We start from the raw sequence: 22199 nt of genomic DNA, 5'->3' as shown, positions 1-22199 counted from the left end.
CCCCGTCGCCGGGAATTCGGCGACGGGGTGCGGGAAGCTTCACGCGTGGCGCTTCAGGCGGGTGAGCCGAGCAGACGCGTGGGAGTCGCCCGGTGGGTCAGCACCGGGAGGAGTTCGGCGACGCGGTGCGGGCGATGGGCCGCGATGCCGGGAGGCGCGGGCGCCAGCGGGACGAGCAGATCGGTGGCGGCGGGGTGGCCGGCGGCGCCGTCCGCGGTGCAGTCCTCGTGCAGCCAGAGCGTCAGCATGTACAGGCCGGGCACCGACAGCAGGCGGGGCTGGTACGGCTTCGGCATCGTCTCGGCCTGGCGCAGGGCGCGCTCGGTGGAGGCGATGTACGGGCCTTCGAAGAAGTGGGAGAAGGCCCAGCCGTCGGGAGTCAGCATGGTCTCCGCCGCGGCCACGGCACGCTCGCCGCAGCGGATCAGGAAGCGCCACCCGGCCAGCCGTGTGGCCGATACCCCCTCGGCCGTGACCCGGTCGAGGACGTGGACGGGCAGCGGGAGCTCGGCTGCGACGGGTCCCTGGGCGCGGAGCAGGGAGGGGGTTCGGGCCTCCCGGACCGCGGTCGGCGAGGAGAGCGCAGTCAGGACGGAACGGAGTGCGGGCGCGGGAGCCGGGGGGACATGCAGCGGCATGGTGGGTCGCCTCTCATTCAAAGGCACGGTGGCACGAGGGCGGGGGCGGACGGCGCTGTCTGCTCACGAGGGGTCGGCAGAGGCAGGGCCGGGTCTCATGAGCGAGAGGGGGGTGGGGTCCGCCGATCATCGACTCGACGGCAGGACCCATCGACCGTGGGCGCCAAGCTTCTGCCTTGTTCGCGGAGTTTATACGACACGGGATCAGACTGTGTTTCGTCTAGCCGTTTCCGGTGAGTAGGACAAGGGTACATTCGGTCGGCGATACGCGAGAATTATCCCGATTCCAGGCGGGGGTGCGCGGTGATGACCTCGGCGAATGTCCGTGAACCGGTCGGCCCATTCTCGTCGGCGTTTTTCACGAGTTCGCGGACACCGAGCGGACACCGAAACCAGGCCTGTGCGACATGCCGAGTGAATGTGCCACTGGTCACACGCGACCAGCGTAGCGGCCGGCGGACCCGTCCGGGACGTTATCGATCGCTTTCGCTGGGCATCCTCCACCTGACCGTGACCCCGGCGGCCGGATCTCAGGCCCACATCATCCGAGGAGGGACGCTTCGATGGGGGAGAAGGTCGTGGCAGGGCGGTTCGACCTGTCGGATCGCCAGCGCTACCGCGACAAGCTCCGTCGGTGTCTGACGGGCTTGGAGCGGCTCCTGGCGGAGAAGAGGTTCGATCGCCCGAAGAACCTCATGGGGCTGGAGATCGAATTGAATCTCGCGGGCGCCGACGGCATGCCGAAAATGTTGAATGCGCAAGTCCTGGAACGTATCGCGAGCCGGGACTTCCAAACAGAACTCGCCATGTTCAACCTGGAAGTGAACATTCCTCCACACCGTCTGGACGGCCGGGTATTCGACCGGCTCGGGGAGGAACTCCGTACGTCACTGGCATATGCCGACCGAAAAGCAGGGGAAGTCGACGCGGGAATCGTGATGATCGGCATTCTGCCGACCCTCGACCGGGACGACCTGGTGTCGTCGAACCTCTCCGACGTCGACCGCTACACCCTCCTCAACGACCAGATCGTGGCCGCCCGGGGTGAGGAGTTCACCCTCGACATCGCCGGCGTGGAGCACCTCACCTGCACTTCGAAGTCCATCGCGCCGGAAGCCGCCTGCACCTCCGTGCAACTGCACCTCCAGGTCACCCCGGGCCGGTTCGCCGACGTGTGGAACGCGGCCCAGGCGGTCGCCGCCGCGCAGATCGCCGTCGGCGCCAACTCGCCCTTCCTGTTCGGGCGCGAGCTGTGGCGCGAGTCGCGGCCCCCGCTGTTCCAGCAGTCCACCGACACCCGCCCACCCGAACTCCAGGCCCAGGGCGTCCGGCCGCGCACCTGGTTCGGCGAGCGCTGGGTCACCTCGGCGCACGACCTCTTCGAGGAGAACCTCCGCTACTACCCGGCCCTGCTGCCGATCTGCGACGACGAGGACCCGCTCGAGGTGCTCGACCAGGGCGGCACCCCCTCGCTCGCCGAGCTCGTCCTGCACAACGGCACGATCTACCGCTGGAACCGCCCGGTCTACGGCATCGCGGACGGCGTCCCGCACCTGCGCGTGGAGAACCGCGTCCTGCCCGCCGGGCCCACCGTCACCGACGTCGTCGCCAACGCGGCGTTCTTCTACGGCGTCGTCCGTGCCCTCGCCGAGGAGCCCCGGCCGGTGTGGACCCGGCTGCCGTTCGAGGCGGCCGCCGCCAACTTCGACGCGGCTTGCAAGGACGGCATCGACGCCCGCTTCACCTGGCCCCGGCGCGGCCGGTACGGCGGCACCACGCAGGTCGACGCGGTGAGCCTCGTACGGGACGAACTGCTGCCGCTCGCCGAGGCCGGGCTGGACGCGTGGGGTGTCGAGCCGGCCGACCGCGACCTGTACCTGGGCGTGATCGAGGAACGGTGCCGGCGCCGGGTGAACGGGGCGAGCTGGCAGGCCGCCACCTTCCACAAGGCGCTGGACGCGGGCCACACGCGGGAGGCCGCGCTGGCCGCCACCACCCGGCGCTACCGCGAGCTGATGCACAAGGGGGATCCGGTCCACACCTGGCCGGTGGGCCTGCCGGAGCCGGTGCCGCTGGGCTGACGCGCCGCCGGGGTGACATCCTGCTGCCTTCATACTGATCCGGCAGATCGATTTCGACAGATCGATTTCGAGGTCGTTGTCGAGAGGTCGTTTTCGACAGGCCGGTGAAGTGGAGGCAGGTGTGCAGGCGGAGGCGAGCCCGGTGGCCGACGATTCCATTCCCCAGCAGGGGCTCTCGCGGCGGATGCTCCGCAACGAGACCCTGCTCGTGCTGGCGCTCTCGCTGGGGGCGAGCGCAGTCTCCGCCCTGATCAGCTTCATCGGCTCGGTCACCAAGCCCGGTGGGCTCAAGGACCAGGCGGCCACGATGAACGCCTCGGCCGCGCCCGGCCGTCCCTGGCTCGACCTCGCCTGGCAGCTCTTCGGGATCACCACGGCGCTCGTGCCCGTCGCGCTCGTCGCGCACTTCCTGCTGCGCGAGGGCGCGAGTCTGCGCACCATCGGCTTCGACCGCACCCGCCCCTGGCCCGACCTCGGCCGCGGCGCGGCGATCGCGGCGGTCATCGGCAGCACCGGCATCGCCTTCTACCTGGCGGCCCGCGGCCTCGGCTTCAACCTCACCGTGGTGCCGGAGGCGCTGCCCGGCGTCTGGTGGAAGTACCCGGTGCTGATCCTCTCCGCGATCCAGAACGCGGTGCTGGAGGAAGTGATCGTCGTCGGCTATCTGCTGCGCCGCCTCGGGCAACTGGGCTGGACCCCGATGGCCGCGCTGGTCGGCAGCTCGGTGCTGCGCGGCTCGTACCACCTCTACCAGGGCATCGGCGGCTTCGTCGGGAACCTGGCCATGGGCGTCGTCTTCGTCTATCTGTACCGCCGCTGGGGACGCGTCGGCCCCCTCGTGGTGGCCCACTCGCTGCTCGACATCGGGGCGTTCGTCGGATACGCGCTGCTGGCCGGCAAGGTCGGCTGGCTCCCGACGGCGTGAAGGATCGAGGGAGGGGCGTACGACGGTGTCGTACGCCCCTCGTTTCACACAGCCCCGTCGTCTCAGGCCAGCAGCTCGCCCTCGATGACCGTGACCGCCCTGCCCGTCAGCAGGGTGCGCTCGCCGCGCAGTTCCGTGCGGACGTGGCCGGAGCGGCGTGAGGCCTGGAGGCCCGTGAGGCCGGGGCGGCCCAGGCGCTCGGACCAGAACGGGGCGAGCGCGGTGTGGGCGCTGCCGGTCACCGGGTCCTCGTCGATGCCGAGGTTCGGGAAGAAGCAGCGCGAGACGAAGTCGTAGCCCTGGGCCGGGTCTTCCGCGCGGGCCGTGGCGATGACGCCGCGCGTGGAGTGGGCGGCGAGGGCCTTGAAGTCGGGGGCGAGGCCGTGCACCGTCTTCTCGTCGGCGAGCTCGACCAGCAGATCGCCGACGTTCGGGCCGGTGTCGAGGACGGTCAGCGGCTCGGCACCCAGGGCCTCCGCGAGGCCGCGGGGCGGGTCGACCCGGGTGAGCGGAGCCGTCGGGAAGTCCAGGGTGACCGAGCCGTCGGCGGCGGGCGCGGCGACGAGGACGCCACTGCGGGTCGCGAACCGCACCGGCCCCTCGTGGGCGCCGGTGGTGTACAGGACATGGGCGGTGGCGAGGGTCGCGTGGCCGCACATCGCGACCTCGGCGGCCGGCGTGAACCAGCGCAGCGCCCAGTCGGCCTCGCCGCCCTCGGGGAGGGGATGGGCGAAGGCAGTCTCGGCGTGGTTGACCTCCAGGGCGATGTTCTGCAGCCGGCTGTCGTCCGGGAAGGCGTCCGCGTCGTTCAGGAGCATGACCCCGGCCGGGTTGCCGCTGAAGGGACGGTCGGTGAAGGCGTCGACGATTCGAATCCGCATGCCCCGACGCTAGAGGCCCGTCGAGGCCGTGGACCAAGGCCAATTCACGAGTCCTGGCCCGCTCCGCTTGACCTTGACACAGTGACAAGGCCTTCACTGTGGCCGAGGAGGTGGTTGCGATGACCATGCCGAAAGAGGACACGAACCCGATGCGAGCTCTCCAGGGGCTGGAGCACGGCAACTCGTCGGTCCGGCTGCAGACAGCGCTGGCGGTCGGTTCGGCCCCGGATCCCCGGTCCGTCGACAAGCTCGTCGAACGATGCGCGATCGAGCCCGAGTTCTACGTGCGCGAGATGCTCACGTGGGCGCTCACCCGCCATTCCTCGTCCATGACGGTCCCCAGGCTCATCGATGAACTCCGCGCGGAGCGCACGCAGGCACGAAGCCAGGCGTTGCACACGCTGTCCAAGATCGGGGATCGGCGGGCATGGCCGGCGATCACGCGGGCGCTTCTGACCGACCCCGACGACGAGGTGGCGCGGAGCGCCTGGCGAGCAGCGGTGGTCCTGGTGCCCGAAGAGGAAGAACCCGGGCTGGCCGGAGTGCTGGCGGCACAGCTCGGGCGCGGGGAGCATGAGACGCAGTCGAGCCTCAGCCGGGCGTTGATCGCGCTCGGTGAGGCGATCATGCCGATCCTGCACGCCGCGATGACGGATCCCGACCCTCGCGTGCGTCAGCACGCGATCGCCACGGAACGACTGTGGCGCGACCCGGATGCCGGATTCGGGTTCGCGATCGAGGAGGCGAAGCGTGTCGTGGCCCTCGGCGCGACCGGCCAGGAGGGATGACAGACAGTGTTGATCGGTGAGGTGGCGCGACGGTCCGGGGTCAGCGCCCGCATGCTCAGGCACTACGAGTCGCTCGGCCTGGTGCGGCCGACGGGCCGTACCGACGCCGGCTATCGCGCGTACTCCAGCGAGGACATCCGGCGGATCTTCCACATCGAGAGCCTGCGCTCGTTGGGGCTGTCGCTGCGTGAGGTCGGGCGCGCCCTGGACGATCCCGGCTTCCGGCCCTCGGAGCTCGTCGACGACCTCGTCCACCGGACGCGAGAGCGCATCGCGAGTGAGACGGAGCTGCTCACGCGACTCCGGCGGATCGGTGCCGCGGAACCCGCCGGCTGGGAGGACGTCCTCCAGATCGTCGGACTCCTGCACGCGTTGGGATCGAAGAGTGCCGGGACGCGCCAACGCGCGGCCCTGTCCTCGGTCGAAGAGGTTCCGTGGCCCGTGGAAGCCCTGGTAGAGGCCGCGTTGAGCGAGACGGACCCGAACGTCGCCGGAGCCCTTCGATGGGCTCTGGCGCAATCGGGCGACCGGGGATCGGCCCTGCTCGCCGAGGGCCTCGGCTCACCCGTGGCCGAGGTCCGCAGACGTGCCGTCCAGTCCCTCGTCGAGATGCCGGACGGTGCGGCGACCGCACTGCTGCGGGATGCTCTCGCGCATCCCGACATCGTGGTCCGCAGGTACGCGGCTCTGGAGCTCGGGGTACGTGGGGTGGCCGACGCGGTGCCGACGCTCATCGAGATGGTCGTCGAGGAGGCGAACGACGTCGACGCGGCCGATGCGCTGAGCGCGCTGGCGAGTGATCCCGCGTCGGCGGACCGGATCGCCACCAGGCTCGTCGAGCGCCTCGCCCACGGCACCGTCGAACCGTCCGCGCGTCGGCGGCTGACCCAGGCGCTCGCGGACATCCCGGGATCCACGGCGTCCCGTGCCCTCGCGGATCTGGCCCAGGACGACGACCGCGTCCTCGCACTGACTGCCACGTACATTCTCGGGATCCGCGACGCGCGCTGAATCTCAATCGGCCGTGGGCCCCGACAGGGCGAGGAACGGTTCCAGAAGGCCGAGCAGTGCGTCGGGGCGGTGCAGGGGGATGATGTGGCCGCAGTCCTCGATGGTGTGGCCGACGAGATGGTCGGCCACGGGCCGTAGTTGCTGTTCGAGTGCACTGCCCACGGGGTGGGCACCGATGGCCATGGTGGGTACGGTCAACCGGCCCGTGCGGGTGGCTTCCCGGATCTGCCGGGAGCTGGAGGGCATCGCACGGTAGTACGAGAAGGCGCAGCGCAGGGCCTCGGCTCCGGTGTACGCGTGGACGAAGGTGTCGCGGACGGCAGGGTCTATGCCCTGTCCGAGGGTGCCGGTGCTGAGGAACCAGTCGATGTACCGCTCTTCGTGCCCGGTGAGTACGGATTCCGCGAGGCCGGGTTCCGCGTGGAAGCCGAACCACCAGGGTGCCCCCGGGGCGAGGAATTCCTCGGCGCCCGGCAGTGTGCCCAGGAGTGACTCCATGACCACGAGTTGTCGGACTAGGCCAGGGCGGCGCATGGCGAGCAGGAAGGCCGGCGGGCTGCCCGCGTCGATGCCGATCACGGCTGCGGAGGTCTCGCCGACGGCATCGAGGAGGGCTTCGGCGTCGGTCGCGAGCGTGCCGGCGTCGTAGCCGCCTTCTGCTCGCTCGCTCGCGCCGAGCCCTCGCAGGTCCGGTGCGATCACGCGGTATCGCCCGGCGAGCCGGTCCAGGACGTGGGTCCACAGCTGCCAGGTGTGCGGAAAGCCGTGGAGCAGCAGGACGGCCGGGCCCTCGCCGGCCAGGGCCACATTGAGATCGACGCCGTTGACCCTGACCCGCCGGAGTTCGACGCCGGATCGGTGACGGCTGTACGTGGGGCTCGGTGCGACAGGCACGGGGCTCTCCAGGGGTGGTTACCAATAGTGACAACAGAACGATAGGTAACTACCGTGGAGCGGCCAAGACCGTACTTTTGCCACAGGTGGTGAGCCCGAGGTGACCTCCTCGACTCAGCGGCCCCCTCGCGGGAATCGCGGAGATCTGTTCGATGCGCAGTGCCCGACCCGCCGTCTGCTCGACCGGATCGGCACGAAGTGGATGTCGATGGCCGTCAAAGTGCTGGCGGAGGCGTCCCCGGAGGAGGTGCGCTTCGCGGAACTGCAGCGCAGGATGACCGGGGTCTCGCAGAAGATGCTGTCGGTCACCCTCCAGGGGATGACCCGTGACGGGCTGGTCGGCCGCCGGGTGGAACCGTCGGTGCCGCCACGCGTGTACTACCGGCTCACCCCGCTCGGCCTGTCGCTGGAAGGACCGCTGGCCGCGGTCCGCGCATGGGCCGAGGAGCATATGGCCGAGATCGACCTCGCCAACCAGCAGAGCCGGCAACACGCCACCGACGACTGACAACCCACGTCAGCACTCAGTCGTCGCGGGATCGGCAGTGCCCTTCGGAAGGGCCTTGCCATGCGAACACTACCGATATATCGTTGAGGTATCGCGACAGATCAACGATGGAATGGAGAGTGGTTGCGATGCGTACCCACGGTTACGAGCACGGACATGGCCACGGCGGACCGCGTCACGGCCGGGGCGGCTTCGAAGGGCTGCGTGCGGCCTTCGGTCCGTTCGGGCCCGGCGGTCCTGGTGGCCCCGGCTGGGGAGGGCCCGGTGGTCCGGGCTTCGGTCCCGGCCCCTGGGGCGGGCGAGGGCGCGGCGGACCGAGGGGAAGGGCGCGGCGCGGTGACGTGCGGGCCTCGATCCTCGCCCTGCTGAAGGACCGGCCCATGCACGGCTACGAGATGATCCAGGAGATCGCCGAGCGCAGCGGCGGGGCGTGGAAGCCCAGCCCGGGTTCGGTGTACCCGACCCTCCAGCTGCTGGAGGACGAGGGCCTCATCATCAGCGAGTCCGAGGGCGGCAAGAAGCTGTTCTCGCTCACCGAGGCGGGCCGCACGGCGGCCGACGAGGGACCCGAGGCGCCCTGGGAGGAAGCCTCCCGCGGGGTCGACTGGGAGGCCCTCGGCGAGATCCGTCAGGCCGGCTTCGGGCTGATGGAGGCCTTCGGCCAGGTCTGGAAGACCGGCAGCAAGGAGCAGAAGGAGAAGGCGCTCGGCGTCATCAACGAAGCCCGTAAGAAGCTGTATCTGATCCTCGCCGACGAGGACTGAGGGCCGCCCCCTCGTGGTGCGGGCGCCCCCTGGAGTGATCCGGGGGGCGCTTCTTCGTGCCGTGGTGTCAGGTCACCAGCCCGTCCAGCTTGCGCAGCGACTCGTTCAGGGCCGCCGTGGCCGAGTCCCTGAGCTTGCCCGCCATCAACGACACAGCCGCACCCGTGAACTCGCCGTCGATGCGGACCGTCGTCGCGTCGCCGTCGGGCGTGAGGGTGTAGCGCGTCGCGACGGTCACGCCCATCGGGCCCTGGCCGCGGATGGCGAGCACCCGGGCCGGTTCGAGCTCCTCGACGGTCCACTCCACCTCGGCCGGGAAGTTCATCAGCCGCATGTTCTCCTGGAAGGTCGCGCCCACTTCCAGGCTCTTGGGGCCGCCCGACGGGAAGCTGGTGTGGGTCGCGTTCCACTCGCCGTACGCGGACCAGTCCGTGAGCCTGGCCCACACCTTCTCGGCCGGCGCCCCGATGCGTGCCTCCGAACTGACTTCGGCCATGCGACCACCTCTTCGTGTCGGGTGTCGCGGAACGTAGCCGTGGCGGCCGCAATGTTCAATACTGACGAACAGTCAGGCATGGTGGGTCCGCGGGCAAAACAGCCTGATGTCCTCCGTAAGGAGGAGATTCCGGCCGGTGAGGTCCACTTCCTGTGGGACGCGAAAATGCTCCCCGGCGAGGATGACCCGGGCTCGCGGGACTGATGGGGTAGGGGATGTGCAACCCCGTATCCCCCGGCAGTCGGCCCCTGAGCACGGCATCCACCGCGCAGAGAACGATGCCAGGCTCAGTGACGAGCTGGCGTCGGTGATCGGTGGTGCCCGTCGCCGGGCGGTCAGGGACGGGGACCGGCAGATCGACACGGCCCATCTGCTCCACTCGCTGCTGGAGTCCGACCCCGAGGCGCGTGCCGTCTTCGGTGACGGACCGCGGATCGCGCGACTGCTGGGCTATCTCGTCCAGCGCAGCATCGGCTACGGCCTGCGCTGGCAGAGCGGCGTCGAGGACTCCGGCGCCGTCCCCGTGGTGACGGAGAGCGCGGGTTTCTCGCCGCTGGCCGCGGCGTCGATGGAGTACGCCTGCGAACGCGCCGCACGTCGCGGCGGACCTGCTCGCGGCATCGACCTGCTCGCGGCGATCGTCGTCGACTCGCAGGCGCGCGCGGTCGAGGTGCTCGCACGCGCCGGGATCGACCCGCACGAGGTGCTCGCCCTGCTCGACGGCCGGCCCGTCCGGCCCGGGGAGTGGGCCGGAGGCGGCGAAGCCGCGCACTGACCGGCCGGTCCTGCCCGGGGCGTTCGTGCCGTCCAGGCAGTGAGACAGGTGCCATAGGGGGTGACGCTCCTGTCAGGGCCTGTCATCATGTGCCGGTGCGTACGTCTGAGAGCAGTGCGAGCAGGCGCGGCGGGGGCATGGGGCTCGGCCTCGCGCTGCTGTCCGCGGTCGCCTTCGGCGGATCCGGAGTCGCGGCCAAGCCGCTGATCGAGGCGGGGCTCGACCCGCTGCACGTGGTGTGGCTGCGCGTGACCGGGGCCGCCCTGGTGATGCTGCCGCTCGCCGTACGCCATCGCGCGCTGCTGCGCCGCCGCCCCGGACTCCTCGCCGGATTCGGGCTGCTGGCCGTCGCCGGTGTCCAGGCCTTCTACTTCGCCGCGCTCTCCCGTATCCCCGTCGGGGTGGCGCTGCTCATCGAGTACCTGGCGCCCGCGCTCGTGCTCGGCTGGGTGCGGTTCGTGCAGCGGCGGCCCGTGACACGCGCCGCGGCGGTCGGTGTCGTCCTCGCGGTCGGAGGACTCGCGTGCGTCGTCGAGGTGTGGTCGGGCCTCGGCTTCGACGCCCTGGGGCTGCTGCTCGCGCTCGGCGCGGCCTGCTGCCAGGTCGGCTACTTCGTCCTCTCCGACCAGGGCAGCGACGCCGGCGACGAGGCGCCCGACCCGCTCGGCGTCATCGCGTACGGCCTGCTCGTCGGCGCGGCCGTGCTGACCGTCGTCGCCCGGCCCTGGACCATGGACTGGTCCGTGCTCACGGGCACCGCGCGGATGGACGGCACACCTGTCGCCGCCGTCGTCCTGCTGGCCTGGATCGTCCTGGTCGCCACGGTCGTCGCGTACGTCACCGGCGTGGTCTCCGTGCGCCGGCTCTCCCCGCAGGTCGCCGGTGTCGTGGCCTGCCTCGAAGCGGTCATCGCGACCGTCCTGGCCTGGGTCCTGCTCGGCGAGCACCTGTCGGCGCCGCAGATCGCCGGTGGCGTCATCGTGCTGGTGGGCGCGTTCATCGCACAGTCCTCGACGCCCGCGAAGGGCTCCGAACGGCCGGTGGCCGGCGGCGGCCCGGAAAGGGAGTTGTCCACGCCCGGAACGACCGCTTAGGGTCCCGATCATGCCGTCCGACGCACTCGTTCTTCCGCCTCCGGCCGCCTGAGGCGGGCCCTCCGGATCCGCGCCCGGCGTGTAGCCGCCGGGCCGAACGGTGCTGCCCGCAGACGAAGTCCGCGGACCCCGCTGATCCGGGGTCCTTCCCGAACTTCCGCGCACCCGCCGCCACTCGTTCCGCGCGGCGCGTCGTGCGCGTCTGCGGAGAGAACACGTGTCGAACACTGCCTCCGGCCTGCCCATCGGGCGAGGCCTCCTCTATCTGATCGTCGCCGGTGTCGCCTGGGGCACCGCGGGCGCGGCCGCCTCCCTGGTCTACCGGGCCAGTGACATGGGGCCCGTAGCCCTCTCCTTCTGGCGCTGCGCGGCCGGTCTCGTGCTGCTGCTCGCCGTCCGCCTCGTGCGGCCGCGCCCCGGGACGGCCGTACGCGAGCCGCTCGGCCGCCGGGCGCTGCGAGCCGGGGTCACCGGGCTCGGGCTCGCGGTCTTCCAGACGGCCTACTTCGCGGCCGTCTCCGCCACCGGCCTCGCCGTCGCCACCGTCGTCACCCTGGGCGCCGGGCCCGTGCTCATCGCGCTCGGCGCCCGGCTGACCCTGGCCGAACGCCTGGGCCGGGGCGGAGCCGTCGCCGTCGCGGGTGCCCTCGCGGGGCTCGTGGTGCTCGTCCTCGGCGGCGGGGGCACGGCCGTACGCCCGTGGGGTGTGCTGCTCGCGCTGCTGTCCGCGGCCGGGTACAGCGCGATGACGCTGCTCACCCGTCGGTGGGGACGTGACGGCGAGGCCGATGCGTCCCGGAGGACCGTCGGGGCCTTCGCCGTCACGAGCCTGTGTCTGCTGCCGTTCGCCTGGGTGGAAGGGCTGCTGCCGCATACGGAGGAACCGGGGCGGCTCCTGGTGCTGCTGGTGTATGTCGCCGCCGTGCCTACGGCCCTTGCCTACGGCCTCTACTTCGCCGGGGCGGCCGTGGTGCGGTCGGCCACCGTCTCGGTGGTCATGTTGCTCGAGCCGGTGAGTGCGGCGGTGCTGGCCGTTGTGCTGCTCGGGGAGCGTCTCACGGTGGCGACGGTGGCTGGAACCCTGCTGTTGTCGGGCTCCGTGGCGGGACTGGCGGTGGGGGAGGCGCGAAGCGCGCGGCCGGAGCCAGGGGTCCTTGTGTGACCGGCGGCCGCGGGTCGTGCGTGGTTGATCGCGCCCACGCGGCGGAGCCGCAATTCAACGCAGCCCCGCGCCCCTGAAGGTCAGTTGCCCTTCAGGTAGTCAGGAAGCTCTGTGGCCGGCGCCAAGCCCGGGTCGGGGATCGGTGTGCCGTACGTCTTCTGGACCGGAACCACACCGGCCCAGTGCGGGAGGCTGAGGTCCTCCGGTTCGTCGTTCACTCCGCCCGTGCGGAGCTTGGCGGAGACCTCGGCCAGGTCCAGGCGGAGCACGGCGGTGGCGGCCAGTTCCTTCTTGTTGGCCGGGCGGGAGTCGGCGGCGCGGCTCGGCACGACATGGTCGACCAGCGCGTCCAGGGCCTGCCGCTTCTCCTCGGGGTCCGTCACGTCGTGGGCGACGCCGTGCACCACCACGGAGCGGTAGTTGATCGAGTGGTGGAAGGCCGAGCGGGCCAGGACCAGGCCGTCGACGTGCGTGACGGTCAGGCAGACCGGGAGGCCCGGGTCTGCCTGGCCGGCCGCCCGCAGCGGGCGCGAGCCCGTCGAGCCGTGCACGTAGAGCCGCTCGCCGACCCGGGCGAACAGCGTGGGCAGCACGACCGGCGCGTCGTCGCGGACGAACCCGAGGTGGCAGACGTAGGCCTCGTCGAGTATCGCGTGCACCAGTTCCCTGTCGTACGAGGCGCGGTCCGGGGAGCGCGTGGGGACGGTGCGGTCGGACGGGGTGTAGGCGGTGGCGGGCTGCGACGGCGTCTGTGCGGTCCCCTGCATTGGCGTTCTCCATTGCACTAGTGCATAATCGGCTTTGTGCTAGGAGAGTATCGGATCAGTGGGCGCCGTGCAGCGGACATTTCCGCGAGCGTCGAGCGGGCGGTGGGGGCCGGTGAGCTGCTGCCGGGTCAACTGCTGCCGCCCATGCGGGAGTTGGCGGAGCGACTGGGGGTGAATCCCAACACGGTCGCGGCCGCGTACCGGACCCTGCGTGAGCGAGGGGTGATCGAGACCGCGGGCCGGCGCGGCAGCCGGGTGCGGCCGACGCCGGCCACGACCGGGCGGGACCAGATCAGGGTGGACGTCCCCGATGGCGTGCGTGATGTGGCGGCGGGCAATCCGGACCCGGCGTTGCTCCCGCCGCTCGCGGCCGCGTTCGCGGCGGCGGCCGCCGAGGCCGACCGTGCGCCCGTGCTCTATGGAGAGGCCCCTGTGGAGCCGGAGCTGGCCCGGATCGCGCGGGCCGGCCTCGACGCCGACGGGGTGCCGGACGGGCCGCTCGCGGTGGTCTCCGGGGCACTCGACGGCGTCGAACGCGTGCTGGCGGCCCATCTCAAGCCAGGCGACACCGTCGCCGTCGAGGACCCCGGCTGGGGTCGCACCCTTGATCTCGTGCCGGCGCTCGGGCTCAGGACCGTCCCCGTCGGCGTCGACGACGACGGGCCCTACGCCGAGGACGTGCGCCGGGCGTTGGAGGCCGGGGCGCGTGCCCTGATCGTCACGGACCGGGCGCAGAACCCGACCGGCGCCGCGGTGAGCGCCACGCGCGCGCGTGCCCTGCGGTCCGTGCTCCGGGAGTACCCGGAGACCCTGCTGATCGAGGACGACCACGGCCACGGCATCGTCGACCTCCCCCTCCACCCCCTCGCCGGCGTCACCCGGCACTGGGCCTTCGTCCGCTCGGCCGCCAAGGCCTACGGTCCTGATCTGCGCCTCGCCCTGCTCACCGGGGACGCCGTCACCGTCGACCGGGTCCGTGGGCGGCAGCGCCTCGGGCCGGGCTGGGTGAGCCGGTTGGCGCAGCGGGCCCTGGTGCGGCTGTGGGCCGACGGGGCGGTGGACACGCGCGAAGTGGCGGCGTCGTACGGGCGGCGCCGGGACGCACTGATCGAAGCGCTCGGCCGACGTGGTGTCGCGGCACATGGGCGCAGCGGAATGAATGTGTGGGTGCCCGTGCCGGACGAGACCGGAGTCGTCGCCCGGCTGCAACACGCCGGCTGGGCGGTCGCCCCGGGCGCCCGCTTCCGGATGAGCGCTCCGCCCGGCATCCGGGTCACCGTCTCGACGCTCGCCGGGAACGGGAGCGGGGCCGGGGATCAGAAGGAGAGTGAGATCGAGAGGCTGGCCGACGCCGTCGCCTCGGCGCTCGGCCCGGCCCCCGCGCGCAGTTACGTCTGAGGCCTCGGCTGTGTCCGGGACTTCGGCCGGACCTGCGTGAGGGCCGCGCCCGTCAGTACGATCACCGCGCCGACCGGCGTCGACCAGGTGAGCGACTCGCCGAGGAGCGCGACGCCCGCGGCCGTGGCGATGACCGGGATGAAGTAGGTGACCATCTGGGCCGTCGTCGGGCCGACCTCGGCGACCAGGCCGTACTGGAGGAGCAGGGCGAGCCCCGTGCCCAGGGCGCCCAGGGCGGCGATCGCCAGCAGCGGCACGACCGGCACACCGCTGGGCAGGGTGGTGAACAGCGGGGTGACGACGGCCAGTTGGACCGTCGCGAGCAGCAACTGCGCGCCGGTCATCGACAGGTGCGAGTGGCTCGTACCGGCCAGGGTGCGGCGGACGTAGATCCAGCCGATCGGGTAGCTGAGGGAGGCCAGCAGGGCCAGTGCCGTGCCGGTGGCGTCCAGGCCGTGGAAGCCCTGCCAGGCGCCCAGCACCGTGAGTACCCCGAGGAAGCCCAGACCGAGGCCCGCGACCCGCACCCGGGTCGGGCGGTCCTCCGAGAGGGCGACCAGGGACAGCGCCATGCCCCACAGCGGTGAGGTCGCGTTGCAGATGCCCGCCAGGGTGGACGGGATGGTCAGCTCGGCGTACGCGAACAGCGAGAACGGCAGGGCGTTGAGCAGGAACGCGGCGACCGCCAGATGCCCCCAGGTGCGCGCCCCGCGCGGCAGCCGCTCGCGGCGCACCGCCATCGCGGCGGCCAGCACCGCCGTACCGAACGCCAGCCGGCCGAGCGTGACCTGGAACGGCGCGTACCCCTGGGTGCCCACCTTGATGAGCAGAAAGCTGAAGCCCCAGATCAGGGACAGCGCGGCGAAGCGGAGACGCCAGTCGAGGCGGCGCCGGGGCCGGTCGGGCGAGGCCGTCGTGAGCCGGCCGGGCGTGGTGGTGACGGTGGTCATGGAAGCCACGATGCTGGACCGGACCTCGTAGCACAATCGAGATTTCGCACCCGATAATGCGTAGCATTGCTTATATGTTGAACCTGGAGCGCCTGCGCACCCTCGACGCCCTCGCGCGGCACGGCTCGGTCAGCGGCGCGGCCGAGGGCCTGCACATCACGACCTCCGCCGTCTCCCAGCAGCTGTCCAAGCTGGAGCGGGAGGTCGGCCAGCGACTCCTCGCCAAGAACGGCCGGGGCGTGCGGCTCACCGACGCGGGCCGGCTGCTCGCCGAGCACGCCGCGCGCATCCTGTCCCAGGTCGAACTCGCCCGGTCCGACCTGGAGGCGCAGCGCGGGGAGGTCGTCGGCGAGCTCAGACTGTCGGCGTTCCCGACGGCCGCCCGCGGCCTGTTGCCGCACGCGCTGTCCGCGCTGCGCGAGCGGCATCCCGCGCTCCGGCTGCGCTCCTGCGAGCTGGAACCGGAACGCGGCATCGCCTCAGTCGTGCGCGGCGACCTGGACCTCGCCGTGGTGCTCGACTGGTACAACAAGCCGATGGCGCTGCCCGACGGCCTGGTCAAGGCGCCGATCCTGGACGACCCCGCCGATGTCGCCCTGCCGGTGCACCACCGGCTCGCGGGGCGGGACGAGGTGGACCTCGCCGAGTTCGCCGACGACGAGTGGATCACCTGGGGCGAGGGCGAGTTCTGCCACGAGTGGCTGATGTTCACGCTCCGCTCGAAGGGCATCGAGCCGATCGTCGGCCATCGCGCCGCCGAGACCCATACGCAGCTCGGGCTGGTCGCGGCCGGCCTCGGGGTGTGCATCGCCCCGCTGCTCGGCCGTCACCCGGTGCCCGACGGGGTCGTGACCGTCCCGGTCAGGCAGCGGGTGCGGCGGCATGTGTACGTCGTCTGGCGTGCGGACGCCGACCGCCGCCCGTCGATCAGGGCCGCGGTCGAGGCCCTGCGGGCGGCGGGGGAGAGCGTCGCCTGAGCGCTCCGCGCGGGGCTACCGCGTTCCTCAGGCGGGCCCGAGCTTGCGGAAGTCCCAGGAGACGATCTTCTGCGGTGTCAGACGTACCCAGGCGTGCCGGCCGTCGTGCGGCATCTCCTCCAGGCCGAAGTTCTTCCGGGCGAACAGCGTTTCCGGGACGTCGAGTTCGGCGCGCAGCTCGCCGGTGCGCGGTATCTCGCCCACGAACTCGACGGCGCCCGACAGCTCGGCGCCGCGCAGCTCGTCGTACTCCTCACCGGTGTCGACCACGATCGCCACCCGGGGGTCGCGCCTGAGGTCGGTCCACCGCTTGCTGCGCACGACCGAGTACAGCCACATCGAGGCGCCGTCCCAGGCGAACCACAGTGTGCTCACGTGCGGAGCGCCGTCGGCCGAGATCGTGGCGACCCGGCAGGTGCGCTGCGTGGTGAGGAAATCGTCCAGCTCCCCCGGCGTCATCATGATCTTCCGGCCCCTGCGCTGCTGCGTGACGGTCATGCTCCCCCTCTTTCTTCTTCTCACGTTGTGTCAGAGGAGATCCTCTGACATCACGTCAGAAAAGAATGAGTGCTCTTCCGTCCGTTAGCAACGGTGGCTACGCTCGCCCGACCCGCCGCCTGCGCCCAGGGGGAACCGTGCCCTCGTCCGAAGAGCTCAGCGAACTCCTCGATCCGCGGACCACCGTGCTGCTCACTGTCGAGTGCCAGGAGGGCGTCGTCGGAGCGGACAGCGCACTGCCCGAACTCGCCGCCGAGGCCCGCTCCGGCGGCGTGCTCGCCCAGGTCGCCCGCCTGGTGGCCGCCGCTCACGAAGGCGGCGTCCAGGTCGTCCACGCCGTCGCCGAGCGCCGCCCCGACGGTCGTGGCGCCAACCGCAACGCCCGCCTCTTCCGGGCCGCCGCACGCCTGCCCGTCCAGCAGTTGTCCGGCACCCCGGCGGTGCGGGTCGCCGCCCCGATCGAGGTCGCCGAGGAGGACCTCGTCGTACGACGCCTGCACGGGCTGTCGCCCCTCCAGGGCACCGATCTCGACCCGCTGCTGCGCAACCTCGGCTGCCGCACCCTGATCGTCACCGGCGTATCGGCCAATGTGGCCGTGCCCAACGCCGTGTTCGACGCCGTGAACCGCGGCTACACCGTCGTCGTCCCGACGGACGCCATCGCGGGGGTGCCGTCCGACTACACCCCCGCGATGATCCGCCACACCCTCGCGTTGGTCGCCACGGTCGCGACCACGGACGAGGTGCTGGCGTGTCTGAAGCGTGCGCGTGAGGTCAGGCGAGCGTGATGGAGTCGCCGTTCACGGTCACCTGCTTCGCCTCCAGCGGCTTGACGGCGGGTCCCTTCTTCACACTGCCGTCGAGGACGGAGAACTGGCTGCCGTGGCAGGTGCAGGAGATGATGTCGTCCTTGAGGTCCACCATCGGACAGTTCTGGTGGGTACAGATCGTCGAGAAGGCTTTGTAGTCGCCCGCGGCCGGCTGGGAGACCACGACCTTCTCGTCCTTGAAGATCTTGCCGCTTCCCTCGGGGATGTCGGCGGTCTTCGCGAGTGCCGCGCCACCGGCGCCCGCCTCGGGGGACGAGCCGCCGCCTTCGTTCGTCGCGCCGCCACCGCCGGCGCCCTGTTCGGTGGACGAGTCGGACGTCTTGTCGTCCGACCCGCACGCCGTCAGCGCGACGGTGAGCCCCGCCGCGCCAGCTGCCGCCACGATGGAACGGCGGCTCGGTCCGGACATCGGCTGAACTGATTCGCTGGTCATGCTGACGTTCCTTCCGGGGATTCGTGATCTGCGGAGAGGTACGGCCCTTGAGGACCGGCTGTTCAGACAATGTCGAGATCCTGACTCGTTCGCGGAAGGACGTGGGTAAAGCGGAGCTGTCGGTTCGCTGTCGGGTTCCGGCCCGCCGCCGCGAGGCCGTCGCCTGTGCCGCCGTCTACGTCAGTAACCTGGGGCGATGCTCAAGGAAGTGATCGCGACCCGTTTCATCGCGCCGCTGCGTGAGGGCGGTTCGCTGCCGGGACTCGTCGAGGCCGACGACCACGGGATGTACGTCCTGAAGTTCAGCGGCGCGGGACAGGGCCGCAAGACGCTCGTCGCCGAGGTGGTCTGCGGGGAGCTCGCCCGCCGGCTCGGGCTGCGGGTGCCGCGCCTGGTCACGGTCGAGCTCGACCCGGAGCTGGGGCTGGGCGAGCCCGACCAGGAGGTGCAGAACCTGCTCAGGTCCAGCGGCGGCACCAACCTCGGCATGGACTTCCTCTCCGGCGCGCTCGGCTTCGACCCGCTCGCGTTCCGGGTGAGCCCCGAGGAGGCCGGGCGGATCGTCTGGTTCGACGCGCTGGTCAACAACGTCGACCGGTCCTGGCGCAACCCCAACCTGCTGATGTGGCGGGGCGAGTTGTGGCTCGTCGACCACGGCGCGACCATGATCTGGCACCACAACTGGCCCGGCGCGCAGGCCTCGGCGGCCCGCCCGTACGACGCCTCCGACCATGCCCTCGCGCCCTTCGCGCCCGATGTCGCCTCCGCCGCGGCCGAGTTGGCGCCCCTGGTCACCGAGGAACTGCTCGCCGACGTCACCGCGTGGATCCCGGACGCCTGGCTGGCCGACGAGCCCGGCTTCGACACGCCGGACGATCTGAGGCAGGCCTACGCGCGGCCGCTGCTCGCGCGCGCCGACGTCATCCACGACCGCATCCAGGGGACCAAGTGAGCGACCGGCACATCATCAGGGGCGGGACGCGGGACCGCCAGATCTACGAGTACGCCGTCCTGCGCGTCGTGCCGCGTGTCGAACGCGGCGAGTGCATCAACGCCGGGGTCCTCGTCTACTGCCGTGCCGAGTCCTACGTCGGCGCGCGCACCCACCTCGACGAGGCACGGCTGCTGGCACTCGACCCCCGGGCGGACGTGGCCGGGGTCCAGGCCGCGCTGCGCGCCGTGGAGAACATCTGCGCGGGCGGCCCCGCGGCCGGCCAGGCCGCGAGCGACGACCCCGGCCGCCGCTTCCGCTGGCTCATCGCCCCCCGCTCGACGATCGTCCAGCCCGGACCCGTACACACCGGGCTGACCACGGATCCGGCGGCGGAGACGGAGCGTTTGCTGGACCTGCTGGTCAGGTAATGGATCACACGCCCCGCCGGGCTGTCAGTACCGGCGGCGTTTCACCAGGTAGCCGGCCGAGAGCGCGGCACCCGCCGCAAAAATCACACCGATGCCGAGGTCCCAGTCGCTCGGCCCTGAGGCCACCGCGCCCCCGAGTCCGCCTCGAACGCCTCGGGACGGGGCGGTAGTGGGCGTGGTGGTGACAGGAGCGGACGGGCCGGCGGAGGCGGTCGGGGAGATGACACCACGGCGGGGCAATGCCTCACACGCGATGCCGTCGTCCGGGCCCTGGTCCTCGTCGAGTCTGTTGGGATCGCTCGGATCCGCTTCGAAGACGGCCTGCGCGTCCTCCTGGAAGGAGAAGTTGCGGCAGTCCAGGTCCTGTCGGGCGTGAGCGGGGTCGGCCAATGGCACGATCGCGGCGATCGCGAACAGCGTGCCTATGGCACCGGTGCGACGGCGCATGGAGCGCCTCCCTTCCGGCCACGGGTGGCTCGCCCCTCGACGTTAGGGTCCGAGGGCCGCGGCGGCGCGCAGCTGTAAGCCGATCGGGTGTCAGGGGGCGTGCCGTCGGCACGGGTGGGCTCGGGTAATGGATCACACGCACCCCGTCGGCCGTTGACACCGCGTGCCAGGGCTTCTAGCGTCACACCCACTGAAGGTACTAAGCGGTCGCTCACCTGAGGAGAAGCAGCCATGTCCACCACTGAGCAGCGGGTCGCCGTAGTCACCGGTGCCGCGCGCGGTATCGGTGCCGCCACCGCCGTACGACTGGCCGCCGAGGGCCGCGCGGTCGCCGTGATCGACCTCGACGAGGCCGCCTGCAAGGACACCGTCGAGAAGATCACCGCGGCGGGCGGCAAGGCCATCGCGGTCGGCGCCGACGTCTCCGACGAGGCCCAGGTCGAGGCCGCGATCGCCCGTGTCGCCGAGGAGCTCGGCGCGCCGACGATCCTGGTCAACAACGCGGGCGTGCTGCGCGACAACCTGCTGTTCAAGATGAGCGTCTCCGACTGGGACACCGTCATGAACGTGCACCTGCGCGGCGCCTTCCTGATGTCCAAGGCCTGTCAGAAGCACATGGTGGACGCGGGATTCGGGCGGATCGTCAACCTCTCGTCGTCCTCGGCGCTGGGCAACCGCGGCCAGGTGAACTACTCGGCGGCCAAGGCGGGTCTGCAGGGCTTCACCAAGACCCTCGCCAAGGAACTCGGCAAGTTCGGCGTGACCGCCAACTCCGTCGCCCCCGGTTTCATCGCCACCGAGATGACCAAGGCCACCGCCGACCGCGTCGGCATGGGCTTCGAGGACTTCAAGGCCGCCGCCGCCACCCAGATCCCGGTCGCCCGGGTCGGTGAGCCGGACGACATCGCCAACGCCATCGCCTTCTTCACGGGCGAGGCGGCCGGCTTCGTCTCCGGCCAGGTGCTGTACGTGGCCGGCGGACCGCTCGACTAGAGGACGACAGACATGACTTCCGTGGAACTTTCCGGCAAGGTCGCCCTCGTCACGGGCGGCAGCCGCGGCATCGGCTACGGCGTCGCCGAGGCGCTCGTCGCGCGCGGTGACCGCGTGTGCCTCACCGGCCGCAACGAGGACTCCCTCAAGGAGGCCGTCGAACAGCTCGGCGCCGACCGCGCGATCTACGTCGCGGGCAAGGCGCACGACGAGGCCCACCAGGCCGTCGCCGTCGAGCGCACGATGGAGGCCTTCGGTCGCGTCGACTTCCTGGTCAACAACGCCGGTACGAACCCGGTGTTCGGGCCGATCGCCGACCTGGACCTGAACGTCGCGCGCAAGGTGTTCGAGACCAATGTGGTCTCCGCGCTCGGCTTCGCCCAGAAGACCTGGCACGCCTGGCAGAAGGACAACGGCGGCGCCATCGTCAACATCGCCTCCGTCGCAGGCCTCTCGCCCTCGCCGTTCATCGGCGCGTACGGCATCAGCAAGGCGGCGATGATCAACCTGACGGTGCAGCTCGCGCACGAGTACGCGCCCAAGGTGCGGGTCAACGCGATCGCCCCGGCCGTCGTGAAGACCAAGTTCGCGCAGGCCCTGTACGAGGGCCGGGAGGAGGAGGCCGCCGCGGCCTACCCGCTCGGCCGGCTCGGCGTGCCCTCCGACATCGGCGGCGCGGCCGCGTTCCTCACCTCCGGGCAGTCCGACTGGGTCACCGGCCAGACGCTCGTCGTGGACGGCGGCATCTTCCTCAACGCCGGCACGGGCTGACGCACGCGGCTCGGCACGGGCGCCGGTGGACACAAGCGGCGCCCGTGCCGACGTAAAGCCCTCGCAAAGGGCGATGACAACGTCGTCAAAGGTTTATCGATCAAGGAGTCATGTACCGGGAGGGGCAGGGGGCCGAGCACTGCGGTATGGTCTGCCGACCCTTGGTATGGCAGATCGAGGAGCGTGCGCGTGTTCAACCGGAACCGATGCCTGCGGCAGGTGGCGGCCATCGCGTCCATATCGTCCCTTCTCGCCGGATGTGGCGTGTTGTCGTCCGACACCCCGGAGGACGAGGGGCCGATCGTCGTGGGCACCACCAGTGCGCCCAGCACACTCGATCCCGCAGCGTCGTGGGACAGCTCCTGGGAGCTGTTCCGCAACGTCTACCAGACGCTGCTGAGCTATCCGACGGGCGCGAGCGACCCCCAGCCGGACGCCGCCGAGCAGTGCGGCTTCAGCGACTCCTCGAACCAGGTGTACCGCTGCGAGCTGCGCGAGGGCCTGCAGTTCTCCAACGGCGACGCGCTGGACGCCCAGGCGGTCAAGTACTCCTTCGACCGGATCCGCAAGATCAACGTCAACGGCGGCCCCGCCGGTCTGCTGGGCAGCCTGGAGCGGGTCCAGGCGCCGAACGACCGTGAGGTGATCTTCCACCTCAACAAGCCCGACGCCACCTTCCCGTTCGTGCTCGCCACCCCCGCCATGTCGATCGTCTCCCCGGAGGCCTACCCGGAGAACTCCCTGCGCAAGGGCGCC

26 protein-coding genes are annotated in these 22199 nt (G+C 71.2%); 17 read left to right on the top strand and 9 right to left on the bottom strand.

Annotation, left to right across the window (positions count from 1 at the left end; all coding sequences use genetic code 11):
• Window positions 1-53 precede the first annotated feature (53 nt).
• Window positions 54-638 carry a hypothetical protein gene (locus tag ACFTZL_RS17615; protein ID WP_382583069.1) on the bottom strand — a complete coding sequence of 195 codons (585 nt, stop codon included), beginning with the start codon at window positions 636-638 and terminating at the stop codon, window positions 54-56.
• Between the two features lie 563 nt (window positions 639-1201).
• Between ACFTZL_RS17615 and ACFTZL_RS17610 the strand changes: the two genes are divergently transcribed.
• Together ACFTZL_RS17610 and ACFTZL_RS17605 are read left to right on the top strand one after the other, a co-directional pair.
• Entirely contained in the window at window positions 1202-2719 is a 1518-nt protein-coding gene (locus ACFTZL_RS17610; RefSeq protein WP_382583066.1) for a glutamate-cysteine ligase family protein, read from the top strand.
• 121 nt (window positions 2720-2840) lie between these two features.
• Window positions 2841-3644 (top strand): CPBP family intramembrane glutamic endopeptidase, encoded by an 804-nt coding sequence (locus ACFTZL_RS17605; RefSeq protein WP_382583063.1) that lies wholly within the window; start codon window positions 2841-2843, stop codon window positions 3642-3644.
• A 62-nt stretch (window positions 3645-3706) separates the two neighbouring features.
• Here ACFTZL_RS17605 and ACFTZL_RS17600 read toward each other — a convergent pair whose 3' ends face one another.
• Window positions 3707-4525 carry a PhzF family phenazine biosynthesis protein gene (locus tag ACFTZL_RS17600; RefSeq protein WP_382583060.1) on the bottom strand — a complete coding sequence of 273 codons (819 nt, stop codon included), beginning with the start codon at window positions 4523-4525 and terminating at the stop codon, window positions 3707-3709.
• A gap of 119 nt (window positions 4526-4644) precedes the next feature.
• Between ACFTZL_RS17600 and ACFTZL_RS17595 the strand changes: the two genes are divergently transcribed.
• Together ACFTZL_RS17595 and ACFTZL_RS17590 are read left to right on the top strand one after the other, a co-directional pair.
• Window positions 4645-5313 carry a HEAT repeat domain-containing protein gene (locus ACFTZL_RS17595; protein ID WP_382583071.1) on the top strand — a complete coding sequence of 223 codons (669 nt, stop codon included), beginning with the start codon at window positions 4645-4647 and terminating at the stop codon, window positions 5311-5313.
• Between the two features lie 6 nt (window positions 5314-5319).
• Window positions 5320-6324 (top strand): MerR family transcriptional regulator, encoded by a 1005-nt coding sequence (locus ACFTZL_RS17590; protein WP_382583057.1) that lies wholly within the window; start codon window positions 5320-5322, stop codon window positions 6322-6324.
• Between the two features lie 3 nt (window positions 6325-6327).
• Here the strand turns inward: ACFTZL_RS17590 and ACFTZL_RS17585 are convergent, their stop codons facing one another.
• Entirely contained in the window at window positions 6328-7218 is an 891-nt protein-coding gene (locus ACFTZL_RS17585) for an alpha/beta fold hydrolase (RefSeq protein WP_382583054.1), read from the bottom strand.
• Between the two features lie 100 nt (window positions 7219-7318).
• Here ACFTZL_RS17585 and ACFTZL_RS17580 point away from each other — a divergent pair, with 100 nt between their 5' ends.
• Window positions 7319-7726: a winged helix-turn-helix transcriptional regulator gene (locus ACFTZL_RS17580; protein ID WP_382583051.1), complete on the top strand. Its 408-nt coding sequence runs from the start codon at window positions 7319-7321 to the stop codon at window positions 7724-7726.
• A 128-nt stretch (window positions 7727-7854) separates the two neighbouring features.
• On the top strand, window positions 7855-8490 hold the full coding sequence (locus ACFTZL_RS17575; RefSeq protein WP_382583048.1) for a PadR family transcriptional regulator: 636 nt from the start codon (window positions 7855-7857) through the stop codon (window positions 8488-8490).
• 67 nt (window positions 8491-8557) lie between these two features.
• On the opposite strand, the gene ACFTZL_RS17570 is transcribed toward ACFTZL_RS17575, so the two are convergent.
• Window positions 8558-8986 carry an SRPBCC family protein gene (locus ACFTZL_RS17570; RefSeq protein WP_382583045.1) on the bottom strand — a complete coding sequence of 143 codons (429 nt, stop codon included), beginning with the start codon at window positions 8984-8986 and terminating at the stop codon, window positions 8558-8560.
• Between the two features lie 217 nt (window positions 8987-9203).
• On the opposite strand from ACFTZL_RS17570, the gene ACFTZL_RS17565 reads away from it, so the two are divergent.
• From ACFTZL_RS17565 to ACFTZL_RS17555, 3 genes are all read left to right on the top strand, one after another.
• On the top strand, window positions 9204-9761 hold the full coding sequence (locus ACFTZL_RS17565; protein WP_382583042.1) for a Clp protease N-terminal domain-containing protein: 558 nt from the start codon (window positions 9204-9206) through the stop codon (window positions 9759-9761).
• 89 nt (window positions 9762-9850) lie between these two features.
• Window positions 9851-10855 (top strand): DMT family transporter, encoded by a 1005-nt coding sequence (locus tag ACFTZL_RS17560; RefSeq protein WP_382583039.1) that lies wholly within the window; start codon window positions 9851-9853, stop codon window positions 10853-10855.
• A gap of 217 nt (window positions 10856-11072) precedes the next feature.
• Entirely contained in the window at window positions 11073-12017 is a 945-nt protein-coding gene (locus tag ACFTZL_RS17555; protein ID WP_382583036.1) for a DMT family transporter, read from the top strand.
• Window positions 12018-12097: 80 nt separating this feature from the next.
• On the opposite strand, the gene ACFTZL_RS17550 is transcribed toward ACFTZL_RS17555, so the two are convergent.
• Window positions 12098-12784, bottom strand: a complete 687-nt coding sequence (locus tag ACFTZL_RS17550) for a pyridoxamine 5'-phosphate oxidase family protein (RefSeq protein WP_382583033.1) — start codon at window positions 12782-12784, stop codon at window positions 12098-12100.
• Window positions 12785-12820: 36 nt separating this feature from the next.
• Here ACFTZL_RS17550 and ACFTZL_RS17545 point away from each other — a divergent pair, with 36 nt between their 5' ends.
• Complete coding sequence (locus tag ACFTZL_RS17545) at window positions 12821-14182, top strand: aminotransferase class I/II-fold pyridoxal phosphate-dependent enzyme (RefSeq protein ID WP_382583030.1); 1362 nt, start codon at window positions 12821-12823, stop codon at window positions 14180-14182.
• Here ACFTZL_RS17545 and ACFTZL_RS17540 read toward each other — a convergent pair.
• Entirely contained in the window at window positions 14173-15132 is a 960-nt protein-coding gene (locus tag ACFTZL_RS17540; protein WP_382583027.1) for a DMT family transporter, read from the bottom strand. The two genes, ACFTZL_RS17545 and ACFTZL_RS17540, sit on opposite strands and share 10 nt — an antisense overlap.
• A 74-nt stretch (window positions 15133-15206) precedes the next feature.
• Between ACFTZL_RS17540 and ACFTZL_RS17535 the strand changes: the two genes are divergently transcribed.
• Window positions 15207-16109 (top strand): LysR family transcriptional regulator, encoded by a 903-nt coding sequence (locus ACFTZL_RS17535; protein WP_382583024.1) that lies wholly within the window; start codon window positions 15207-15209, stop codon window positions 16107-16109.
• 27 nt (window positions 16110-16136) lie between these two features.
• Here ACFTZL_RS17535 and ACFTZL_RS17530 read toward each other — a convergent pair whose 3' ends face one another.
• Window positions 16137-16607 (bottom strand): pyridoxamine 5'-phosphate oxidase family protein, encoded by a 471-nt coding sequence (locus ACFTZL_RS17530; protein WP_215122756.1) that lies wholly within the window; start codon window positions 16605-16607, stop codon window positions 16137-16139.
• A gap of 137 nt (window positions 16608-16744) precedes the next feature.
• Between ACFTZL_RS17530 and ACFTZL_RS17525 the strand changes: the two genes are divergently transcribed.
• Window positions 16745-17395, top strand: coding sequence for a cysteine hydrolase family protein (locus tag ACFTZL_RS17525; RefSeq protein ID WP_382583021.1), 651 nt, complete (start codon window positions 16745-16747; stop codon window positions 17393-17395).
• Here ACFTZL_RS17525 and ACFTZL_RS17520 read toward each other — a convergent pair.
• Complete coding sequence (locus ACFTZL_RS17520; RefSeq protein ID WP_382583018.1) at window positions 17382-17870, bottom strand: Rieske (2Fe-2S) protein; 489 nt, start codon at window positions 17868-17870, stop codon at window positions 17382-17384. The two genes, ACFTZL_RS17525 and ACFTZL_RS17520, sit on opposite strands and share 14 nt — an antisense overlap.
• 196 nt (window positions 17871-18066) lie before the next feature.
• Here ACFTZL_RS17520 and ACFTZL_RS17515 point away from each other — a divergent pair, with 196 nt between their 5' ends.
• Window positions 18067-18822 (top strand): HipA family kinase, encoded by a 756-nt coding sequence (locus ACFTZL_RS17515; protein ID WP_382583015.1) that lies wholly within the window; start codon window positions 18067-18069, stop codon window positions 18820-18822.
• Entirely contained in the window at window positions 18819-19232 is a 414-nt protein-coding gene (locus ACFTZL_RS17510) for a DUF3037 domain-containing protein (protein WP_382583012.1), read from the top strand. The genes ACFTZL_RS17515 and ACFTZL_RS17510 overlap by 4 nt, the downstream gene beginning before the upstream one ends.
• Before the next feature lie 24 nt (window positions 19233-19256).
• Here the strand turns inward: ACFTZL_RS17510 and ACFTZL_RS17505 are convergent, their stop codons facing one another.
• Window positions 19257-19679, bottom strand: coding sequence for an excalibur calcium-binding protein (locus tag ACFTZL_RS17505; RefSeq protein ID WP_382583009.1), 423 nt, complete (start codon window positions 19677-19679; stop codon window positions 19257-19259).
• A gap of 231 nt (window positions 19680-19910) precedes the next feature.
• On the opposite strand from ACFTZL_RS17505, the gene fabG reads away from it, so the two are divergent.
• The 3 genes from fabG to ACFTZL_RS17490 form a co-directional block, all read left to right on the top strand.
• Window positions 19911-20672 (top strand): 3-oxoacyl-ACP reductase FabG, encoded by a 762-nt coding sequence (gene fabG / locus ACFTZL_RS17500; protein ID WP_184599504.1) that lies wholly within the window; start codon window positions 19911-19913, stop codon window positions 20670-20672.
• Window positions 20673-20684: 12 nt separating this feature from the next.
• Window positions 20685-21443, top strand: coding sequence for an SDR family oxidoreductase (locus tag ACFTZL_RS17495; protein ID WP_382583006.1), 759 nt, complete (start codon window positions 20685-20687; stop codon window positions 21441-21443).
• Window positions 21444-21632: 189 nt separating this feature from the next.
• On the top strand, window positions 21633-22199 hold a 567-nt coding region (locus ACFTZL_RS17490; protein WP_382583004.1), incomplete at its 3' end, for an ABC transporter substrate-binding protein.

Origin of the sequence: Streptomyces sp. NPDC056948 (assembly GCF_042674225.1) — a bacterium.
Taxonomy (GTDB): Bacteria; Actinomycetota; Actinomycetes; order Streptomycetales; family Streptomycetaceae; genus Streptomyces; species Streptomyces purpurascens.
Note: the sequence above shows the minus strand (reverse complement) of the source record. Positions and strands in the feature narration are given on the sequence as shown.

Excerpts from the sequence above, each read along its gene's own strand:
- ACFTZL_RS17575 (WP_382583048.1), top strand. The coding sequence starts at position 7,855 with ATGCGTACCCACGGTTACGAGCACGGACATGGCCACGGCGGACCGCGT.
- ACFTZL_RS17515 (WP_382583015.1), top strand. The coding sequence starts at position 18,067 with ATGCTCAAGGAAGTGATCGCGACCCGTTTCATCGCGCCGCTGCGTGAG.
- ACFTZL_RS17540 (WP_382583027.1), bottom strand. The coding sequence starts at position 15,132 with ATGACCACCGTCACCACCACGCCCGGCCGGCTCACGACGGCCTCGCCC.
- ACFTZL_RS17530 (WP_215122756.1), bottom strand. The coding sequence starts at position 16,607 with ATGACCGTCACGCAGCAGCGCAGGGGCCGGAAGATCATGATGACGCCG.
- ACFTZL_RS17535 (WP_382583024.1), top strand. The coding sequence starts at position 15,207 with ATGTTGAACCTGGAGCGCCTGCGCACCCTCGACGCCCTCGCGCGGCAC.
- ACFTZL_RS17615 (WP_382583069.1), bottom strand. The coding sequence starts at position 638 with ATGCCGCTGCATGTCCCCCCGGCTCCCGCGCCCGCACTCCGTTCCGTC.
- ACFTZL_RS17595 (WP_382583071.1), top strand. The coding sequence starts at position 4,645 with ATGACCATGCCGAAAGAGGACACGAACCCGATGCGAGCTCTCCAGGGG.
- fabG (WP_184599504.1), top strand. The coding sequence starts at position 19,911 with ATGTCCACCACTGAGCAGCGGGTCGCCGTAGTCACCGGTGCCGCGCGC.
- ACFTZL_RS17600 (WP_382583060.1), bottom strand. The coding sequence starts at position 4,525 with ATGCGGATTCGAATCGTCGACGCCTTCACCGACCGTCCCTTCAGCGGC.
- ACFTZL_RS17550 (WP_382583033.1), bottom strand. The coding sequence starts at position 12,784 with ATGCAGGGGACCGCACAGACGCCGTCGCAGCCCGCCACCGCCTACACC.
- ACFTZL_RS17610 (WP_382583066.1), top strand. The coding sequence starts at position 1,202 with ATGGGGGAGAAGGTCGTGGCAGGGCGGTTCGACCTGTCGGATCGCCAG.
- ACFTZL_RS17505 (WP_382583009.1), bottom strand. The coding sequence starts at position 19,679 with ATGCGCCGTCGCACCGGTGCCATAGGCACGCTGTTCGCGATCGCCGCG.
- ACFTZL_RS17495 (WP_382583006.1), top strand. The coding sequence starts at position 20,685 with ATGACTTCCGTGGAACTTTCCGGCAAGGTCGCCCTCGTCACGGGCGGC.
- ACFTZL_RS17570 (WP_382583045.1), bottom strand. The coding sequence starts at position 8,986 with ATGGCCGAAGTCAGTTCGGAGGCACGCATCGGGGCGCCGGCCGAGAAG.
- ACFTZL_RS17520 (WP_382583018.1), bottom strand. The coding sequence starts at position 17,870 with ATGACCAGCGAATCAGTTCAGCCGATGTCCGGACCGAGCCGCCGTTCC.